This window comes from Flavobacterium sp. KY-23415, assembly GCF_055384985.1.
In genome coordinates, this window is record NZ_AP044001.1 from 1,822,696 (window position 1) to 1,844,091 (window position 21,396).

A 21,396-nucleotide genomic window follows, 5' to 3' on the forward strand; every position below is an offset into this window, starting at 1 on the left:
CAAACACCATGAAATATTGTATTTTTATACTTGCACTATTATGTACTAGTTTTGCTTTTTCGCAAGGAGAAGCAAATATTTGGTATTTTGGTGGTAAAGCGGGTATCGATTTTAATGGAGGGCCTCCTGTAGCTTTAACTGATAGCCAAATGCAAATTGATGAAGGTTGTACTACTATTTCTAATAGTCTAGGTCAAGTTCTATTTTATAGCAATGGTTTACAAGTATGGAATGCCAATCATCAAGTAATGCCAAATGGCAATGGCTTGTTAGGCAGTAGTTCAAGTACGCAGTCTGCTATTGCTATTCCAAAACCAGGTAGTACTTCTATTTATTATCTATTCACCACAGATTCTGATGCAGGTACTGATGGTGCGAATTATTCTGAAATAGACATGAATTTAAATGGCGGCTTAGGAGATATTACGGCAACGAAAAACATACAGCTTTTTACTCCTTCTTGTGAAAAGGTTACAGCAGTAAAACATGAAAATGGCATTGATTATTGGGTTATTTTTCATGAAATATATGATACTACTACTACTACCAATAATTTTAGAGCCTATCTTGTGTCGGGCGCTGGAGTAAGTTCTACTCCTGTAATTAGCAGTGTAGGAACACCTATTCCTTTGCTTAATTTTTCAGCTGCTGTTCATTCTGTCGGTTATTTAAAAGTATCTCCTAATGGTGATAAAATAATTAACTCTGTTTTTTATGGACTTGTAGAGTTGTTTGATTTTGATGCAAGTACAGGAACTATATCCAATCAAAAAATTGTTTACGACATTCCCTTTTTTCGAAACTATGGAGTTGAATTTTCACCTTCTGGAAACCTTGCTTATCTTACTACAGGTACAACAGCGGGAACTTTCAAACTATTACAATTTGATTTAACCAATGCCAATATTCCTGCTACAGCCACATTAATTCATGAAGTTACAAATGATATTAATCATCAAATAGGTGCCTTGCAATTAGGTCCAGATGGAAAATTATATTGTGCTAATTTTGATCGTGATTATTTATCTGTAATAAACAATCCTAATACGTTAGGCGTAGGGTGTAATTTTGTTGCTAATGGTGTCAATCTTAACGGTCGTTTGTGTAAAGCGGGGCTTCCTCAATTTATACAGTCCTATTTTTCAACTGGCATTATTGCTAAAAATCTTTGTTTAGGCAATGCCACTTCTTTTTCGTTAACAAATACTGATAGTGTAATTGCTGTAAACTGGGATTTTGGTGATGGCAATTCAGGTTCAGGGTTAAATCCAAATCACACTTATGCACTTACAGGAGATTATACTATTACAGCCACAGTAACTACTTTATCTGAAACCATTACTCAAACGAAAGACATCACCATCTCAGCAGTTCCAACGGCTACACAACCTAATAACTTATTAGCCTGTGACGATGACAACGATGGTTTTTATACTTTCGATTTAACACAAAACACAACAGCCATTTTGAATGGACAATTGACAACTGAGTTCGGTGTGCGTTATTATGCCAATGCTACGGATTATGCAAACAAGATTGTTATAGCAAACCCAAGTGCACATCAAAATTTAGTAGCATACCAATCTGAAACTATAATAGCAGAAGTGTATAACTTGGAAAATAGTAATTGTACTGCAACTACTACTTTTGATATTCAAGTATTTGAAACACCTACTCCAGCAACAAATATCCCTACCATCAGAGCCTGTGACGATTCCAGTTTTGGTACAACCCATGATAATCGTATTGTGTTTGATTTGACTCAAAACGAAAGTATTATTTTAAATGGGCAATCGACTACTGCTTTTACAGTTAATTATTATACCGATGCGAGCTATGCAAACTTGATTGTAAATCCAAACAACTATGTAAACACTAATGCAGTTGAAACGATTTATGTTCAGGTTATTAATAATTTCAATCCAAATTGTCTAGCTACAACATCATTCGAAATTGAGGTGTATGCCAATCCTATAATCAATTCGCCTGTTACTCTAAAACAATGTGATGATGACAATGACGGTTTTAGTGCTTTTAACCTCACAGAAGCTGAAAATTTAATTATCGGGAATACAACAGGATTGACCATTGCTTATTTTGAGTCTTTTGTTGATGCACAAAACAATAACAACCCTATTCCTAATACTACAGTCTATACGAATCAAACGGTAAGTACGGATATTGTTTATGTGAAAGTAACTAATACCAATGCTTGTTATACTATTACAGAATTAAACTTAGTAGTTTCGACTACGCAAATTTCAAGTACCATTCAGGAAATGTTTACTGTTTGTGATGATATGGCTTCGGGTTCTAATACAGATGGTATTGCTACTTTTAATTTTAGTAGTGCCAATGCGCAAATTTTAGCACAATATCCTAGTGGACAATTACTAGATGTTACCTATTATCGTAATATTGCAGATGCTTTAGCGGAGCAAAATGCGATTGTAGATATCTCTAATTATACGAATATTGGTTATCCAAACACACAAGATATTTATGTTAGAGTCGATAGTCAGCTCAATAATGATTGTTTAGGTCTAGGCCATCATATTACATTACATGTTGAACCTATTCCTATTGTGCAACCCCAAAGTTACAATCATTGTGATGATGACCAAGATGGATTGTATGCTTTTAGCACGACCAATTTAGAAAGTGATTTATTGAATGGGTTAACTAATGTTACTGTTGCTTATTTTGATGCTTTGGGTAATCCCGTAACCGTGACTAATCCTTTTATAACTGCTTCACAAGTATTAACTGCAAGAGTAAACAATAGCACTCCAACAGCTTGTTATTATGAAACAACAGTTACTTTTACAGTAGATGATTTACCAGAAGCTTTTGCTCTACCAATAAGTTTAACAACAGTTTGTGATGATGAAGCAAACCCAAACTTACAAGATGGTTTATATGCTTTTGACACTAGTGGTTTTCAAAATACTATTTTAGGTGCACAAACAGGAATGCAAGTTAGATATTATGATGAAAATGGAATCGTTTTGTCAAGTCCGTTGCCAAATCCTTTTATTACAAGAACACAAAATGTGACGGTTGAAGTTATTAATCCTATAAACACAACTTGTGTTGCTACAACTACGATTCCTTTTGTAATTTATCCCGTTCCAGAAATAGAATTACAAGGTGATGGTTTGGTGTGTAGTGACAATGCTGTTTTTACACTTGATATAGATGCAGGTTTAATAGACCCTAGTGCACAAAACGATTATAGCTATCAATGGTATTTAGATAATTTACTTTTACCTAATGAAACGAATTATAATCTCGTGGTAAATAACGAAGGTGTTTACTCAGTTGTAGTTACTAATGCAACGAATTGTTCTAGAACCAGAACTATTGCTGTTACCGCTTCGGATATTGCAACTATAGATGATATTGTGGTTTCCGATTTATCAGATAATAATTCTATACTTGTTTTAGTATCTGGAGAAGGTATTTATGAGTATAGTTTAGATAATAACGTTTACCAAACTTCTAATGCGTTTACTAACTTACCCGCTGGGATTTATACAGTTTATGTGAATGATATTTATGGTTGTGGTATTGCTACAAAAGAGATTAGTGTTTTAGGGGTGCCAAAATTTTTCACTCCCAATGGTGATGGTTATAATGATACTTGGAATATTCAAGGTGTAAATGAACAATTGAATGCCAAAACAATTATTTATATTTTTGATCGTTATGGAAAATTATTAAAACAAATAAGTCCACTTGGGACAGGTTGGGATGGTTTTTTCAATGACAAACCTTTACCTTCTTCAGACTATTGGTATGCAATAACCTTAGAAAATGGTAAAACTGTAAAGGGTCATTTTACTTTGAAGCGATAAGCATTTGAGTGTTTTAAAAAAATAACTACTTTTACAAAAGTTAATCTTAACTAATTCTTTCGAAAAATAAAATTAATTACATGAAAAAAGTAGTGTTACTTGTCTTTGTTTCTATTCTATATTCTTGTCAATCTGTAAAAGTAAAAGACAAGTTTTATACTATTTCTAATTCAACTATCGAGTTAGGGGCAATTGGGAAGGCTAAGTCTATAGTAGGTTTGAAAAATGAGTTTCAAGTGACTACATATCCTCAACTTAATGAAAAAATAAAAATCCAAATAGCAGTTGTTCCATTCACAAAACGTTTAAATAATATTAATCTTACAAAAGCAAAATACAATCAAAAGCAATCAGTAGTTAATTATGTTGATAGTTTAGTTATAAAACCAGAAGTTGTAAGTATACAAATAGCAGACAGAGGACAGTTTATAAATGAGTTAAACGGAATACATAATGAACAAATAGTGACACTTGCTCAAAAGAATAATAATTTATCTTTAGTTACAGGTGTGTTAGTTAATTTACCTTCGGTTTTAATTGAAAAAATTAGGGAATCAGACACGCATTACCTCATTCAAACAGATGATGCAAAATATAAAATTGCATTATATAGCAATAATAAAAGGATTGATTTATTAGATGTTATATCAAGCGATATTTTAGGCTATCAAATAAGTTCTTTTTGTTGGATTGAAAATAATAGAAATAGATGGGAAATTGGAGATATTGTTTCTAAAGGAAAATCGTGTAAAGGATTAACTTATAAAAAAATAAAAAAGAAGAAAGAAAAAAGCTTATATAAGATGTAATTCTTTCAAAACAATAAAAAATACAAAATGAAAAAATATTTTTTTAGCTTATGTTTACTTTTATTCTTTACGAATTGTGAAGAAATAATTTTAGAAACCAATATTTCTGATAAAAATATGCAGTTGTTAGCACCAGCAAACAATGCTCAATTTAATTCCACAAGTGTTACTTTTACTTGGGAAGCTTTAGAAGACGCTACCAAATATCGCATCCAAATTGCAAAACCAAATTTTGCTACTGCTAATGAAATTGTTTTAGATACAGAAACAACAGAGACGTCATTCACGAAACAGCTAAACATAGGAGAATATGAATGGAGAGTGAAAGCATTAAATAATTCCTATAGCACTGAGTTTGTTTCAAGAAGTTTATCTATTGTGAGTAATGCAGATTTTAATAATAATATTGTTGTTTTAAACACACCGACAAATAATATTAAAACAAATGTAACTGCACAAACGCTATCTTGGTCCCCTATTATAGGAGCAACAAGTTATCAGTTACAAATATTTGATGCATCTAATACTTTAGTTGCCAATCAAAATGTAACGGTATCATCATATAATTATACATTTTCAGAGGGTGTTTTTACATGGAAAGTGAGGGCAACTAACGGCAGTGATTTTACTCTTTATAGTTCTAGAAACTTAATAGTTGACACAACCAATCCGAATGTTCCTGTTTTAACTAACCCTGCTAATAATTCATCTTTAACAAATAATGCGGTATCATTTAGCTGGACAAGAACTCCAATTACAGGAAGTATTGAATTTGATAGTTTGTATATTTATAATGATAGCGGTTTAACAAGTTTGCTGTTAAAAAAGAGAGTTACAAACCCACATTCTGAAACCATTTCAAATGCAGGTACTTATTATTGGAAAATGAAAGCATTTGACGAAGCTGGAAACGTTAGTAATCAAAGTACTACTTTTAAATTTACTATTAATTAATTTAATGTTGCAGTAATGAAGAGTAAAAAAAATACCTATTTGTTATTAGCTCTTGTTTTAGGGATTTGGGGAATGATAGGGTATCAATTTTTTAATTTTTCAAATAACTCAAACGATAATGTAGCCTCTCAAAACACTTTGTTAATTGCAGAGGTTGATTATAGAGAACCTGATACTACTTTAATAGATACCGAATACAGAGACCCTTTTTCTGGCGAGTTGAATGTTGTAGTTGAAAAGGAATTAGTTGATAATTCTGGGAATAGTACTAATTATTATAAAGAGAAAGAAGAAATTAAAGAGCCAATAATTAAGTATAAAGGAATCGTGTCAGATTTGAATGATAAAGTTAAAATTTTCATGATGATTATTGATGGCAATACATATTTGATGAAGCAAGGAGAGGAAGAAAAAGATGTTAAGCTAATTAAAGGCGACAGAAAAACATTAACAATCAAGCATAAAGGAGAATTAAAAACCATTCTAATTGAAGAATAAACGATATAATAAAAGAATTTTTTCAGGAGCACTTCAATTTGCTATATATACAGCTGCAATAGTTGCTCTACTTCTTTTTGGGCTAATTTTATATTTATATACTTTTTTGTTTTTTGGGCAGCAACTAAATGTCAATAATTGCAATATTAAAGCCATAAATAATGGTTTTGCTACTGTTTTGAATGAGAATAGAGTTAACGGAGACACATTATCAATTACTAATATTGAAGATTCATTTCAAGAAACAAAAGCAATAAGTGATTATTGGGGTATTTTTCAAATAACAAAAATTAAAACATTAAATAGAACTAATAGGTTTGAAAAAATAGCCTTAATTGGTTCACATTTTGACTCAAACACGCGGAGTGTTCTTTATCTTAAAGATTTATTTAAACCTCTTGCGGTTGTTGGAGATACTAAAATTGAAGGGACAACTTTACTGTCAAGCCAAGGAGTGAAACCAGGAAATATTCAAGGAAACAGTTATTATGGTGATCAATTAATTTATGGAACTATTCAAAGAAGTTCGGATCAATTGCCAAGTTTAAACACAACTTTTCAGAAAAACATAAATAAGCTTTTGACAACTGCTATACCAAGAAAGGACGATGACTTTCTAATAGTGGATTCTAACAATAGAAATTCTTTTTTTGAAGACACAAAATGGTATTATAGTCAAGATTTGATATCAATACAAGAGGAATTTACTGGAAATATTATAATTAAATCGGATACATTGATAAGAGTAACGAAGCAATCCAAATTAAAAGATGTAGTTTTAATAGCTCCAAATGTAATAATTGAAGATAATGTTAAAGGTATTTTTCAAGTAGTTGCATCAAAAAGCATAAAGGTTGGAAAAAATGTAACCTTGGACTATCCTTCATCTCTCACATTAAAGAAAGAGCATAAAGATAATAACTATGAAAATCTTCTTTTTATAGATGAATATGCAATTGTCAGAGGCATTATATGTTGTTTCGCTTCCAATTTATCGAACAATTTTGCTGTTGATTTGTTTTGCAATAAAAACACAGTGCTTCTGGGTGAAATATACTGTGAAGGGAACTTTGAATTAAAAGGGAGTGTAATCGGTTCTGTTTATACACACCAATTTATCTCAAATACATCAGGAACTTTGTTTGTTAATCATCTTTATAATGCGTTTTTATCTTCAGAAATGCTTCCAGATTATTATAGTGGTTTGCTTTTTGAAAATCAGCCTAAAAGTGTCATGAAATGGTTGTATTAAAAAAAGTAAAATCGGCTACTCTTATTGAGACTTTAGTAGCGACAATCCTAATTGTAGTTGTTTTTTTACTTGCTAGTTTAGTTATAAATAATTTATTTTTTAATACTTTTCATCAAAAAAAAGAAGTTGCCGAAACACGATTAAATGAACTGGAATACTTATATATTCAACAGGAAATAGTACTACCTTATTATGAAGAAGTACAAAATTGGGATATTTTTATTACAAAAGAAACAGGAGTAAAACCTTATGTTTTAATTGTTGCTTCCAATAAAGTTACAAAAAAAGAGATAAGACGAACAATTATAATCAATGAATAATAAAGTAAAGTCATTTACCCTTTCTGAAATGCTTGTAGTATTAGTAATTACGGCAATAGTAGTTGGTTTGGCATTTTCGATTTTAACTTTAGTAAGAAAACAAATTCGAATATTACAAACAAATGCAGAAGAGACAACAAAAAGAGAATTATTAGAAAGTAAATTTATAATTGATTTTAATAAATACTCAGAGATTTCTATCAATGATGAGAATTTGATTAAATTCAAAAATGAATTAGACTCTACTTTTTATACTATAAAAGATAATTTTATAATTACAAATAATGATACAATAGCAAAAAAAATGAATAAAATTGATTTTTATTATAAAAATAAAATTATTACTATAGGAAGAATTGATGCTTTAAAAATTGTTTTGGAACCTAAGAAAGGTGTTTATAGAGCTATATTTGTGTATAGAAAAAATGATGCTACAGAACTCAATGAAATTAATTTAGATGGCTTTCAAATTAGACAATAAATCCGCAAATAAGGAAAACAAAAAAAAATCAATTCAAGAATTACTTGAAACAGAAATTATACTTTTTAAAAGCAAATTCTCTAATAAAAAGAAATATTCATTCTATTTGGAGATGAGTGTTTTACTTAAAGCAGGAATAACTTTAAAAGAAGCTTTGGTATTAGTTGTTGAAAACCAAAAAAGCAAGAAAGATAAATTGCTTTTTGAAAGAATATTAAACGATGTAATTAATGGAAAATCTTTTTCTGAAAGCATGTATGAAACTAAATCTTTTTCAGAATATGAATATTTTTCTCTTAAAATTGGAGAGGAAACTGGTAATACAGCTAAAGTTACGGAGCAGTTAGGTAATTTTTTTGAAAGAAAGAATGAACAAAAGAGAGTTGTAGTAGCTGCATTAACATATCCTGCCATCATTTTAAGCACAGCTTTGTTAGTCATTGTTTTTATGTTAAATTATGTTGTTCCAATGTTTCAAGGGATCTTCCAGCAAAACAACATCGAATTACCTTGGATAACAAAAAGGATTATTGGTCTGTCTGATTTTATGAAGAGTTATGGCGTTTATTTTTTAATTTTCTTTGTGTTGTTTTTAATTGGGGTTAAATTTTTTAACAAGAATTTATTTTTTAAAAAAGTCACTCAAAGTTTAGTCATAAAAACACCTGTTTTTGGCTCTTTTATTAAAAAAGTATATCTAGCTCAGTTTACACAAGCAGTAAGTTTGTTAACGAGTTCAAAAATTCCAATTTTAAATAGCATACAACTGGTTAGTAAAATGATTGACTTTATCCCTTTGCAAGAAGATTTAGCGAAAGTTGAAGAAGGCATTCTAAAAGGAAATTCACTTCATGAAAGTCTGAAGGATTGTCGTTTTTTTGACAATAAAATGGTATCATTAGTAAAGGTTTCAGAGGAAACGAATCAAACAGATTATGTTTTTAAACAATTAAATGATCAATATAATCAAGAAGTAACACAACAATCAAAAATATTGTCAACATTATTGGAGCCTTTTATCATTCTAATTGTTGGTTTAATTGTTGCTGTTTTGTTGGTCGCTATGTATTTGCCAATGTTTCAATTAAGTAATGCAATTGGCTAGTTTTTGGTGTCTAAATAGGTTTTCTTTTCTAAGATAATCTCGGTTGTTATGAATTTGTTGTTTTCTTTGTAATTTATCTTTTTTATAGTGTTAAAATGTTTTATCTTTCCAAAAGTTGCATTGTTTTCTAAATAGTTAAGAAGGAGTAATGTTTTATTATAATCTCCTATTATTCTAAAATAATAATGTGTAATTTTAGTGTTTAAGTCACTAATAGTTTTAGGCTCTTGAAACTCAGCAACAATAAGGTTATATTGCAGGGCATGTTCATTAATCGCTCTTAAGAGGCTGTTTTGGTGGTTTTTTATTTCACTATTGTAATTTAACTTTTCGAGAATTGTATTTAATTTTTTATTTTTTGCAGCTAACATGTTTGCAGCATTATTTTGATTTTCAAAGCTTTCAATTTTTTGGTTTAGATTATTCAATAATCCATAATAATGTATTGTTTTTGAAATAGCCAATTTATAAACTAATATAATTGAGGTAAATATTGCAATAACAAGTATTTTATTTTTTTTATTTAATTTCATTTAGACTAATACTAATGGTAAATAATAAATCTTTATTTTCATCTTTCCCAAAATCAACTATTGTAACTTCTTTGATAAATTTTTTTTTAGAAAGAAGTTCAATCCAATTTGTAAAATCATCGCTGTTAACTGTAATCCCTTTAATTTCAATTATATTTTCTTTGAATAACGCTAAGGTTTCATGATTCCCTTTTTTTTCTATAGGCTGAAAATTGAATTTTTCAAGAAGTATCGTTTTTGGGATTGATTTTGATATTTCATTTACTTTAACTGTAATTTTTTCAGAACTTGATAAAGCAATTTCTTTTAATTTTTTCTCTTTCTCTAAAACATTTTTTTTTAATTTTTCAATTTTGGTTAGGTTCATTATTTCTTGTTGGTTTTTTATTGTCAACTCCTGATATTTATCAAAATAACGTGTAAAAAACAAATAATTAACTAATAATATAAAAAGTAAACCAAAGATTGTAATTCGCGAAAGGAATTTAAAAAGCTTTCCTTGTAGAAATGTAAATTTTATTTTGGTGTTTAATTCATTGATTGATCCATTACCAAGATTTGAAGAAAGGAAAGAAATTATACCTGAGAAAGAAGTTAAATCTTCCCCTTTAATTTTCATGCCGCTTATTTCGTAGATATTTTGTTCCTTTTGTGAAAAACCAAATTCAACGCAGCTATTTTTTTTGTCAAATTTTTTCCCATTAAGAATTATTATATCCTGATTTATATAATCTAGTGTGTTTTTTATTTGAGATATCCCTATAAAAACAGATCCAATCGCTAATTTATGTTCATTTTGTAGTGAGTTTATTATTTCATCAATATAATTTTTTCGAACTAATGAAATGATGCTTTTATCATCAAATCTCCAAATATCATAATAAAAATCATCTAAATTTAGATTCGAAAATGCTTTTTTTACTAAAAGGGAATCATTTTTTTCAACAGAATCAAACTCTTTAATTAATACTTTATTGGTGTTAATAGTTAAAATAACAGGTATTTCGCTGAATTTGTCTAAAGAAATATTTTTAATTGAAATAAATTTGAAATAATCTGATATTAAAAGCTCATCTGCGTGTTTTTTTGTCAAAACACAGTTAATCTTTTCTATATCTTCAGTAGAAAAAATTTCAATTCCTAAATATTGTTTACCAATAATTTTATTTTCAATTTTTGTACTAATCATTAATAAATTACTGTTGGTTTTATTATTACAGTTAATTTTTTCTTATTATCTTCTCTTTTTCTTGAGCTAAAAAGCCATTTTATGATTGGTATTCTCGACAGAAGAGGTACTCCTGAACCTGTGTCATTTTTTACTTTTTCTTCTAAACCTCCTAAAACAATTAGATCTTGGTCTTTAACTCTTATTATAGAAGTAAATTCTCTTGAATTAATTCCAGGAGGAGCATCTTTATCTACTTTTTGCCCGTTGAAACTAGATTGAACTACTTTTATATCCATTGTTATTTGGCCATCTCCAGAAATTAGAGGGCGAATAGATAGTGATAATTCAGCATCAATCGGTTGATAATTTTTTATTTCTGATGTTTGAGGAATTTGTGAGCCATAGAAGTTTTGATTTGTAACAACATAATATGTTGTTTCACCTATTGAAAGTGAAGCTCTATGTCCATTTAAAGTAGAGAGTCTTGGGGTGGATCGTATATTGACAGAGCCGTTACTTTCTAATGCTTTTAAACTTAAATAGAAATTCGGGATAACGCTTCCTATATTTAATGAACCAAAACCATCAAATCGATTAATAATTTTGTTTAAAGTTTGCGCTCCTAAAGTGATGTCTGCACTAGGAAATACTGTCCCAGTTGTTGCTTTTGGTTTATCTCCAATTCCAGCCGAAATTCCAGTTTCAATTGTTGCACTCTTATTTACTTCTAAAAGCATTACTTCAATTAGAACTACTGGTACAGGTTTGTCAATATATTTTACAAATTCTTCAAATCTTGAAATATTTTCTGTTGGACCACTTACAATAAAGCTGTTTAATTCGGTATCAACCTTTACGTCAATTCCACTTAAAATCTCTCTTGGGAAAATATCTAAAATACTGCCTCCTGTTTTTTCTTGAGTTGGTGTATTATTAATACTTGATGGATAATTAGAAACTCCTCTAGTATTATCGTTGTTCGAACTGAAATTCGTAACGGTATTATTTGTATTATTGAGTCTTCCTGCCGAGCGACCTGTTTCTTTATTTGGGTCGCTTAATATCTCAATTGAACGATGCATTAGTGCTATTAGTTTTATGTTTCTAACGATTAATTGGCTTTTTAACCCGAAGATATATATGTTGTCTTTTTTAGAATAGGTATAACTATCTGACGATGTATTTTGTTCGCCTAATCCCTGAGAATTATTTTGAGTTTGAAAACTAGAACTATTATTAGAATTTACATTGTTTTTAGATTCAAATATTTTGTTTAATAAATCGTCGAAAGTAATTTGCTTGGCTTTTAATGTAGCGTTACCCGCATTTTCTAAAGGACTAGAAATAAATACATCTAAATTTAAGTCATTCCCAATATCATAAATTATACTTGAAATAGGGGTATTCTCAAAATCGACATTTAACAATTTTTTATCTAAATCTAATATTTCAAAATAGAAATTTGATTTCCTAGACCTGATAGGTTTTGAAGGTCTTTTTGAATTTATTTTATCACTTGTAGAGTTTTCATAATTTGATTCTAAGCTATTAAATAAGTAAAAATTGTCTTTTGTTTTTTTTAGTTCAAGGTTGTTTGCATATGCTAATTTATTTAGAGCATCATCAAAAGGAGTGTCTACTATGTATGCTGTTAATAACTTGTTTTCTAAACCAGGTTCAAAAACGATGTTTTTTCCACTTTCATTAGTTATTTTTTTAAAAGAATCATATAACTTATCTTCTTTAAGATTTAAGCTCAATAAGTTGTCATTATGTCTATAAACAACATCTATTATTTTTTCTTGAGGAATTTCAACAGGTTTTTGATAGGGTTTAATTGCTAAAATATTACCAGTAAAATCTATAATTAAGTTATGTTCTTTGCATAGAAAAATAAGTAAATCTGCAACAGTAACGTCAGAAAAATTATTTACAATCATAATTTGCTCCAAAGAAGGAGCTACGCTAATATTTACTTTATGTATTTCTGAAACAGCTAATAAGAACTCAGAAAGAGCTGCTTGTCTAATATTGACATTCACTTTTTGTCCAAGTCCTGGAGAGTCTGGTGTTATAGTTTCTATGTTGTTTTTAATTTGTTGAATTCTAGCATCTTGAGCTTTAATTGTAAAAGATAAAAGTAGAATAAAAACTAAAAGGAATTGTTTCATTATTTTAATTGAATTTTTTGTCAAATATATAAGATTTAAATCATTAATAACGAAAATACTTCCTCCACCGAAGTTTCACCGTCTATAATCATTTTTAATGCATTTGTTTTTAATGTTGAGATATTATTCTTTGTGAGATATTCGTCTATAGATGTTCTGCCGTTTTTAATATATTCAGTAAGCTCTGAAGTAATTGGTAAGATTTCATAAATTGCTTTTCTTCCACTATATCCAGTATGGAAGCAATTATTACATCCAGTTGCTGTAAAATGAGATTTTAAATTTTCTGGAACTTCAAATCCTGAAGGAAAGACACTTACATCAATTTTTTCTTCTTTTTTACATGATTTGCATAATTTTCGGACAAGTCTTTGTGCGATACTACAGTTCAATGTTCCAGCTATTAAAAAAGAAGGAACACCCATGTCTACTAATCTTGAAATCGTAGCCCATGAAGAGTTTGTGTGTATTGTTGAAAGAACTAAATGTCCAGTTAGAGCAGCTCTAACTGCCATATTTGCAGTAGCTACATCTCTTATTTCTCCAACCATTATTATATCAGGATCTTGTCTTAGGAATGTTCGTAAAGTAGTCGCGAAATCTAAACCTATATTTTCTTTTAATTGTACTTGATTAATTCCTTCTAATGTATATTCAATTGGGTCTTCAACTGTTAGTATGTTTGTATTTATTTGGTTTAATAATTTTAATGTTGCATATAGCGTTGTGGTTTTTCCAGAACCTGTAGGTCCAGAAATTAGAACTATTCCATTCGGTTTTTTTATACTCTCTAAGTAAATCTTTAGTTCGTTATCATTAAACCCTAGTGATTCAATATTAACATGAGAAGTATCTTTACTTAGTAATCGTAGAACTACTTTTTCTCCATGTAATGTAGGTAGTATCGATACCCTAATGTCAAAATCATCATGTTGTGTTGAAATGGTTATTCTGCCATCTTGAGGTAATCTTTTTTCAGAAATGTCTAATTGAGCGCGAATCTTAATTTTATTAATTATTATAGGGTATTCTTCGTTAGCAATGTAGAATTGTTCTTTTAGTTTACCATCAAGACGATATCTTATTCGAGCTCTATTTTCATAAGGCTCAAAATGAATATCACTACTGCCAATTTCCTTTGCTGTTAATACGATTCTTTCTAAGAAATCATTTGAAAATTCAATGCTAGAAATTTTGTCGTTTGAGTTTTTTCTATAATTAATGGATAGATACTGATCTATTAATGAACTTTCTTTGAATTCAAGTTCTATTTTTTTATCAAGGACAATTTCTAATTCATTTGCTGTTTCTTTAAGTTTTTTTGAATCTGTAAAAAAAAATATTTTTCCATTATTTATTGCGAAAGGAACTACTCTATATCTGTAGGCTATATCAGCAGATATTTGCTGCTGAACATCAATAGGGATTAAATGATCTTTCATGGTCAATATATATATAGGATTTTTTCATCTATAAAAAATGTTACAAAATATATAAATCCAAAAAATATTGACATATTTCCTGCAAGAGGAACTGTTTTATCTTGAATTTTCATGGATTTTAAAATTAGATATAAAGCTAGTGAAAATAATAAAGAAATAGTAAAAAGAATCCAAAATGTAATAGTCGGAAAAATAAAAGATATAGAAATAAACATTACAATATCCCCTAATCCGATACTTTTATCAATAAATTGTTTTTTAAGAAATAAAACAAAATAAATGTAAGTGACTAGAAGTAAGATAAATATTAAAATCAAGTTGATTAATGAATAAATCAAGATAGTGCTACATTCGTTAAATTTAAATTGTAATGAAAAACCTATAATACCCAATAAAGGATAAAGAAACCAATGTACCAACCTTTCTTTTGAATCTTGGTAGAAAATGATAACAAAGACAAGTAGAATTAATATTTTTAGGAAAATAAACACTAATCTTTTACAGTCTCTTTAGGGATTCCATTTTGATCTACTTCCCAAATGTTTATTATTCCATCATTATCAAAATCTGTAACTGAAGTAGCTCGTACTTTAAATGTAGAATTAGAAGATTCAATTATTTCATATTGATAATTTGCGCTACCATTTTCTTTTACAGTTTTTGGTCTTTCAAAATCAATTTCATTCAAATCATTACTATATTTAGAATACATAAAATGGTATTGCTTTTGAGAATTATAAATAAATTTAAGTTGAGTTTGAGCTTCTACACTTTTTGCTTTAGTTATTAAAGGCATTAGGTTAGGTAATGCAAGTAATAATAATATCCCTATTATTGCCAAAACAATAAGCATTTCTTGTAGATTAAATGATTTTAATTTTTTTTGTTTCATTTTTTGTTTCTTTATACAAAAGTAGAAAAATTAATACAATTGAGGTTGTAAAAAATTATATATACTTTTTGATTTTTTAAGGGCGAGTAAATATAAATAATTATTTCGTTCAAGCTACCCAAACAATTCACTAACAACGTCTTCAATTTTAGAAACAAGAACTACTTTAATTATAGTATTCTTGATGGATATTTTATTGTGTTTAGAAACTAAAATAGTAGTAAAGCCTAATTTTTCAGCTTCTTGAATACGTTGGTCAATTCGGTTTACGGGTCTAATTTCACCAGATAAACCTACTTCTCCTGCAAAACAAAAGCCTTCTTCTATACCAATGTCTTCATTAGATGATAAAATAGCAGCTACAACCGCTAGATCTATTGCTGTATCGTCTACAGAGATTCCTCCAGTAATATTGAGAAATACATCTTTCATTCCTAGTCGAAATCCAGCTCTTTTTTCTAAAACAGCTAAAATCATGTTCAACCGTTTGGCATTATAGCCTGTTGTACTCCGTTGCGGTGTACCGTATACTGCAGTACTTACTAACGATTGGATTTCAATCATTAACGGCCTCATTCCTTCAAGTGTGCATGCAATTGCAGTTCCAGAAAGTGATTCTTCTTTATGAGATATTAATATTTCTGATGGGTTGTCTACTTCTCTTAAACCATTACCTAGCATTTCATAAATGCCTAATTCTGCTGTGGATCCAAAACGATTTTTTAAAGATCTAAGTATTCTGTAAACATGGTTTCTGTCACCTTCAAATTGAAGGACAGTATCTACCATGTGTTCTAGTATCTTTGGGCCTGCAATTGTGCCGTCTTTTGTAATATGACCAATTAGAATGACAGGAACATTTGTTTCTTTAGCAAATTTTATAAGTTCTGCAGTGCATTCTCTAATTTGAGAAATGCTTCCAGCAGAAGATTCAATATAGTCTGTGTGTAGTGTTTGTATTGAATCTATAATAACAATTTCAGGTTGCATTTCCTGAATTTGTTTAAATATGTTTTGTGTTTTTGTTTCAGTTAAAATATAGCAGTTTTCACTACTAGGAAGAATGCGTTCGGCACGCATTTTTATTTGTTTCTGACTTTCTTCTCCGGAAACGTAAAGTGTTTTAAAAGGTAATTTTAGGGAAATTTGAAGTAAAAGAGTACTTTTCCCTATTCCAGGTTCACCTCCCAGAAGTGTTAGTGAACCAGGAACAAGACCTCCACCAAGAACTCGATTTAGTTCATTGTCGGTAGTGTTTAATCTAATTTCTTGAGTACTGTCAATTTCTTTAATAAGTAAAGGCTTTGCTGCTTTAGTAACGATGTTTGAATCTGCTTTCCAAGCTTTCTTTTCTTCTTTTTGTATGATTTCTTCTGCAATAGTATTCCATTCTTTGCAAGCATGGCATTGTCCTTGCCATTTTGAAAATGATGTGCCACAATTTTGACAAAAAAAAGAAATTTTGACTTTGCTCATGTTTTAAATATTATTCTTTTTTATCTTCCTGTGCTGGCTCTGGCTCTACATATTCTTCTACCTTAGATTCGTCTTCTTTGTTTTTTAAACCTTCAGCACGAGTGATCATGTAATCTTTAGTTAGCTCTCTAATTTCTTTTATTTCTTCTTTAACGAAAGCTCTTCTGTATTCTTTTAATGCTTTCTTAAATTCACCCATTTTTTCATAATATAATGCTTGGTGATACACACCAAGTGTGGTTTTTGGGTAATGTTTGTCTGCATATTTTGATAATTCTTGTAATTCTGGATAAGCTTTGTTTTTAAGAATTGCAGCTTCAATTGCTTTAAAATCAGTTAACCTAGGCTTTACGCTAATGCCTATTGTTTGTTCAAGATTAGTATATTTATCAATTAGATATTGTGTATATCCTTTATCAAGGGTTGCAATTTTTTCTTGAAACTCTACCATGGATATTGGCTGGAAACCATTAAAAATAAAATAGATCGCTTGGGGTATTGCTTGTGGAACTACAGAATAATGAGATGCATCTTTTATTTCATCAAATCTATATTTGAATTTTTTATTAGGAATTGCATTGATGTTACCATGTAATATTTTTGCATTATTGTTAATCTCATTAATGTCTCCAGAGCCAATTGCTTGGTAATAAAAAAGTGGTTTGGTAATAAGGCTTAATCTTTCAGCTATTCTTTTTTCCATTGCAGGTGCTAACTCAGGAGCTAAGGAGATATAGGCGTTAAAAATAGGGTCGTCTTTGTATAAATAAAAGTTTAAAAAACCAGCAGTTGTATCATGACCTGCAATAATTCTAAAAGGTTGAGTTCTATATTTTTTTTCTACAAAAGGTAATAATTCAAAACCTATAAATTCAAAAAATGCTGCTCCTTTTTCTGAAGGTAAACCCGTATAATCATATTCGCTATCGTTAAAACGAGTTTCCCCATAATTTTGATTGATGGCAACAATAATCATTTCGGGTAAATCGTCCCAGTAATTTCCATATTTCAATGTTCCTTCAAAAGGGTTTAATAAGTATTCTCCATCTAACAATACAAGTACAGGATATTTTTTATCTACATCAAATTCATAATTTGGAGGTAAAGAGATTGTGAAGGCTCTTGTTTCTTGAAGTTTTTCAGATTGAATGGTTTCGTTTACTCTTTGCGAGAATATAGTATTGGCAATCAGAGTAATTAGTAGGAATAATTTAGTTTTCATGATTGTGTTTAGGTGTTAAAATGAAATAGCAAGATACTAATTAATTTTTATTGAAAATATTTAAAAAAATATAGGATAAAATACCTAGAATAATAGTTAATAAGGTTTGAGAAGTCCAAATAATCCATCCTAGTGCGGTTCCAATATCTTCGGAAATACCATAGAGAAGCAATACTTTAGCTATAGATATAGGAAAAGCTCCAATCCCACCGTTTGTAAATCCAACAGCTAAACTACCAAAAATAAATCCCATTATGACAATTTCAAAGGATAATGTAGCTGTTTCTTCTAGTGAAAAAATACAAATATAAAACATCATTAAGTAGCAAAACCAAATAAAAAATGAATGAAAAAGATATTTCCATTTTTTCTTCATTTTAAAAATACTGGTCATTCCTTCTATTAAACCCTTAAATTTAGCTTTTATTTTTATTATAATTGACCATTTAGCCCATCTCCATACAAACAGAAAAACACATAACGAGAGAAACCCAAACAGGGTTAACCAGAGTATTTTGTTAGGTGAGATATTGGAGAAAATGAATTCACTGAGTTTGTTGAATTGTAAAAAAAAAGCTGTAATAACAAACAATAGGAATATGATAAAATCTACAACTCTTTCCGCAACAATTGTACCGAAACCTTTATCAAAAGGAATGTGTTCATATTTCTTTAAAATTACAGCTCTAGTTACTTCACCAGACCTTGGTATGGTGAGATTCATTAAATATGAAATTGAAACAGCAAAAAAAGAATTATGGAATTTTGGCATATATCCTAGATGTTGTAATGAATATTTCCATCTGTATGCTCTTGACCAATACCCTAAAAGAGAGATGATAATAGATAAAAATACATAAAAATAATTAGCATTCCTAAAATAGGATTTTATAACTTCTAATTGTTCGCTACTAAAACTGGTATATTGATAATATATAAGACCAATCCCTAATAATAAAGGGATTGTAATCTTTAATGTTTTTTTTAATGGAGAACTCAAAATTAGGTTAGCGAGTTGTCTTTTTCGTTTGGAAAAACAAGAGTAGGTTTAAAGTTTTTGGCTTCTTCAAACTCCATTGAAGCATAAGAGATAATAATAATAATATCTCCTCTGTGAACTTTTCTAGCTGCTGGTCCGTTTAAAGTAATTTCACCTGTGTTTTTTGGTCCTTTTATAGCGTATGTTTCTAAACGTTCGCCGTTGTTTATGTTAACAATTTGGACTTTTTCACCCTCAATAATATTAGAAGCCTGCATTAACGTTTCGTCAATGGTTATACTTCCTATGTAATTCAAATCGGCACCAGTTACTGTTACTCTATGAATTTTTGATTTTACTACTTGAATATGCATGGTACAAAGTTAATTATTTTGAATAAAATAAATATATTTTTCCTGTAAATATGTTTTTCTTAATTTTAAATTTAATTTGATTTTTTTATTGCAATGCAATATTATCGATTAATCTAATATTTTCAACGTAAACTGCAATAAAGGCTCTGTATTTTTTCTTCTTTTCTTTTCTGTTGCTATTTAATAATGTTGTTTCGTCTGCAATCTCAAAATATTCTAATTGAAAATCGGGTATTGTTTTAAAAGTATTGACTACAAATAAAGTAACTTCGTTAGCAGATTTTTTTTTGAACATTTCTTTTGCTTTTTTTAGAGTTTCAAAAATAATTCCAGCTTTTTCTCTGGAAGATTTAGTTAGTCTTTCGTTTCTAGAACTCATTGCTAAACCGTTTTCTTCTCTGTAAATTGGGCAACCTATTATATTTACAGGGATTTCAAATTTAGAGACTAGTTTTTTTACTATTTGTAATTGTTGAAAATCTTTTTCTCCAAAATAAGCATTTGTAGGTTTAATAATTTCAAAAAGTCTTTTCACAATTGTTCCAACACCGTTGAAATGACCTTGTCTATGTTTGCCTTCCATTTGATACTCTAGGTTGTCATATTCGAAATTTTGAGAAATGATAGTATCATTATATATGTCTTTAACAGTTGGGGCATATACAATAACATGGTTACTTGTTTTCTTTATTTTTTCAATATCAACCTCTAGAGTTCTAGGATATTTTTCCAAATCTTCCTTGTTGTTGAACTGTGTTGGGTTAACAAAAATACTCATTACAGTAATGTCATTTTCTTGCAAAGATTTTTTAATTAAAGATAAGTGACCTTCGTGTAGTGCTCCCATTGTTGGAACAAAACCTATGGATTTCTCAGGGGCTTTTAGAGAAGATAAGTAGGGTGTTAAAGTTTCGTTTTCTGTAAAAATGAGCATCTTGTTTTATGTTAATTAGTATGCAAACTTACTATTTTACTAGATAAATCCATAAATTTTTGTAATTTTGCGTGTTTTTTAAAAACAAATGTTAAACAAAAATAATTATGGAAGATAAGAGGATATTGTACGTATCATCTGAAGTGGTGCCTTATTTAGCGGAAAACGAAGTTTCGTTACAATCGTATGAATTTCCTAAAATGATAAATGATATCGGGGGGCAAATTAGAATTTTTATGCCTCGTTATGGAAATATAAATGAAAGAAGACATCAACTACATGAAGTTATTCGTTTGTCAGGAATGAATTTAGTAGTTAATGATATGGATATGCCTTTAATTATAAAAGTAGCTTCCATCCCAAAAGAGAGGATTCAGGTTTATTTTATAGATAATGATGAGTATTTTAAAAGAAAAGCTACTTTTTCAGATGAAGACGGGAATCTTTATCCCGATAATGACGAAAGAGCTATTTTCTTTGCTAAAGGTGTCGTTGAAACTGTGAAAAAATTAAATTGGGTTCCCGATGTAATTCATGTTCAAGGGTGGATGGCGTCATTACTTCCTGTTTATTTGAAACATTATTATAAAAACGAAGGTATTTTTGCAGATACAAAAATTATAACTTCGGTTTATAATTTAGGTTTTGAAGGAGAGTTAGATGTTGAGCTAATCAATAAAATGAGTTTTGATAATATTGATGCTAAAGTTTTATCTGGAATCAAATCGCCAACCTATGAGAACTTAATGAAGTTGACAATCGATCATTCAGATGGAATCGTTGTAGGGTCTGAAGGATTGAATCCAACTTTAACAAAATATATAGAAACTTCCGAAAAACCTTTTTTACCTTTCGCTCCGAAAGACGAAATGAATGAAATATATACAAATTTCATTAAAAAACATATTTTATAAATTACGGTAGAA

Annotated in this window: 19 protein-coding genes; 9 read left to right on the plus strand and 10 right to left on the minus strand. The window is 29.4% G+C overall.

The window, feature by feature from the left end:
- The first annotated feature begins 8 nt into the window (after positions 1-8).
- From ACZ49Z_RS08035 to ACZ49Z_RS08070, 8 genes are all read left to right on the plus strand, one after another.
- A complete protein-coding gene (locus ACZ49Z_RS08035; RefSeq protein WP_464307653.1) occupies positions 9-3,857 on the plus strand; it encodes a T9SS type B sorting domain-containing protein in 3,849 nt (1,282 codons plus the stop codon).
- An 80-nt stretch (positions 3,858-3,937) separates the two neighbouring features.
- Positions 3,938-4,666, plus strand: a complete 729-nt coding sequence (locus ACZ49Z_RS08040) for a hypothetical protein (RefSeq protein WP_464307654.1) — start codon at positions 3,938-3,940, stop codon at positions 4,664-4,666.
- Between the two features lie 27 nt (positions 4,667-4,693).
- A complete protein-coding gene (locus ACZ49Z_RS08045; RefSeq protein ID WP_464307655.1) occupies positions 4,694-5,620 on the plus strand; it encodes a hypothetical protein in 927 nt (308 codons plus the stop codon).
- Between the two features lie 15 nt (positions 5,621-5,635).
- Positions 5,636-6,118 carry a hypothetical protein gene (locus tag ACZ49Z_RS08050; protein ID WP_464307656.1) on the plus strand — a complete coding sequence of 161 codons (483 nt, stop codon included), beginning with the start codon at positions 5,636-5,638 and terminating at the stop codon, positions 6,116-6,118.
- Positions 6,108-7,370: a hypothetical protein gene (locus ACZ49Z_RS08055; protein ID WP_464307657.1), complete on the plus strand. Its 1,263-nt coding sequence runs from the start codon at positions 6,108-6,110 to the stop codon at positions 7,368-7,370. The genes ACZ49Z_RS08050 and ACZ49Z_RS08055 overlap by 11 nt, the downstream gene beginning before the upstream one ends.
- The gene (locus ACZ49Z_RS08060; protein ID WP_464307658.1) at positions 7,358-7,690 is read left to right on the plus strand and encodes a hypothetical protein; all 333 of its coding nucleotides are present in this window, start codon (positions 7,358-7,360) and stop codon (positions 7,688-7,690) included. The genes ACZ49Z_RS08055 and ACZ49Z_RS08060 overlap by 13 nt, the downstream gene beginning before the upstream one ends.
- Complete coding sequence (locus tag ACZ49Z_RS08065) at positions 7,683-8,171, plus strand: PulJ/GspJ family protein (protein ID WP_464307659.1); 489 nt, start codon at positions 7,683-7,685, stop codon at positions 8,169-8,171. Before ACZ49Z_RS08060 ends, ACZ49Z_RS08065 begins: the two co-directional genes overlap by 8 nt.
- A complete protein-coding gene (locus ACZ49Z_RS08070) occupies positions 8,149-9,276 on the plus strand; it encodes a type II secretion system F family protein (protein WP_464307660.1) in 1,128 nt (375 codons plus the stop codon). The genes ACZ49Z_RS08065 and ACZ49Z_RS08070 overlap by 23 nt, the downstream gene beginning before the upstream one ends.
- On the opposite strand, the gene ACZ49Z_RS08075 is transcribed toward ACZ49Z_RS08070, so the two are convergent.
- The 10 genes from ACZ49Z_RS08075 to panC all read right to left on the minus strand — a co-directional run bounded on the left by ACZ49Z_RS08075 (position 9,273) and on the right by panC (position 20,470).
- On the minus strand, positions 9,273-9,809 hold the full coding sequence (locus ACZ49Z_RS08075; protein WP_464307661.1) for a hypothetical protein: 537 nt from the start codon (positions 9,807-9,809) through the stop codon (positions 9,273-9,275). The genes ACZ49Z_RS08070 and ACZ49Z_RS08075 overlap by 4 nt on opposite strands.
- The gene (locus ACZ49Z_RS08080; RefSeq protein ID WP_464307662.1) at positions 9,796-10,998 is read right to left on the minus strand and encodes a hypothetical protein; all 1,203 of its coding nucleotides are present in this window, start codon (positions 10,996-10,998) and stop codon (positions 9,796-9,798) included. Before ACZ49Z_RS08080 ends, ACZ49Z_RS08075 begins: the two co-directional genes overlap by 14 nt.
- Complete coding sequence (locus tag ACZ49Z_RS08085) at positions 10,998-13,151, minus strand: type II secretion system protein GspD (protein WP_464307663.1); 2,154 nt, start codon at positions 13,149-13,151, stop codon at positions 10,998-11,000. Before ACZ49Z_RS08085 ends, ACZ49Z_RS08080 begins: the two co-directional genes overlap by 1 nt.
- 35 nt (positions 13,152-13,186) lie before the next feature.
- Positions 13,187-14,593, minus strand: coding sequence for a GspE/PulE family protein (locus tag ACZ49Z_RS08090; RefSeq protein ID WP_464307664.1), 1,407 nt, complete (start codon positions 14,591-14,593; stop codon positions 13,187-13,189).
- Positions 14,594-15,083: 490 nt separating this feature from the next.
- A complete protein-coding gene (locus tag ACZ49Z_RS08095; protein ID WP_464307665.1) occupies positions 15,084-15,485 on the minus strand; it encodes a prepilin-type N-terminal cleavage/methylation domain-containing protein in 402 nt (133 codons plus the stop codon).
- A 114-nt stretch (positions 15,486-15,599) separates the two neighbouring features.
- The gene (gene radA / locus ACZ49Z_RS08100) at positions 15,600-16,961 is read right to left on the minus strand and encodes a DNA repair protein RadA (RefSeq protein WP_464307666.1); all 1,362 of its coding nucleotides are present in this window, start codon (positions 16,959-16,961) and stop codon (positions 15,600-15,602) included.
- A 10-nt stretch (positions 16,962-16,971) separates the two neighbouring features.
- Complete coding sequence (locus ACZ49Z_RS08105) at positions 16,972-18,183, minus strand: alpha/beta hydrolase (protein ID WP_464307667.1); 1,212 nt, start codon at positions 18,181-18,183, stop codon at positions 16,972-16,974.
- Positions 18,184-18,223: 40 nt separating this feature from the next.
- Entirely contained in the window at positions 18,224-19,183 is a 960-nt protein-coding gene (locus tag ACZ49Z_RS08110) for a lysylphosphatidylglycerol synthase transmembrane domain-containing protein (protein WP_464307668.1), read from the minus strand.
- Between the two features lie 2 nt (positions 19,184-19,185).
- Positions 19,186-19,536: an aspartate 1-decarboxylase gene (panD, locus tag ACZ49Z_RS08115; RefSeq protein WP_464307669.1), complete on the minus strand. Its 351-nt coding sequence runs from the start codon at positions 19,534-19,536 to the stop codon at positions 19,186-19,188.
- Between the two features lie 85 nt (positions 19,537-19,621).
- Entirely contained in the window at positions 19,622-20,470 is an 849-nt protein-coding gene (gene panC / locus ACZ49Z_RS08120) for a pantoate--beta-alanine ligase (RefSeq protein WP_464307670.1), read from the minus strand.
- A 107-nt stretch (positions 20,471-20,577) separates the two neighbouring features.
- On the opposite strand from panC, the gene ACZ49Z_RS08125 reads away from it, so the two are divergent.
- Positions 20,578-21,384 carry a glycogen/starch synthase gene (locus ACZ49Z_RS08125; RefSeq protein ID WP_464307671.1) on the plus strand — a complete coding sequence of 269 codons (807 nt, stop codon included), beginning with the start codon at positions 20,578-20,580 and terminating at the stop codon, positions 21,382-21,384.
- Positions 21,385-21,396: the final 12 nt, after the last annotated feature.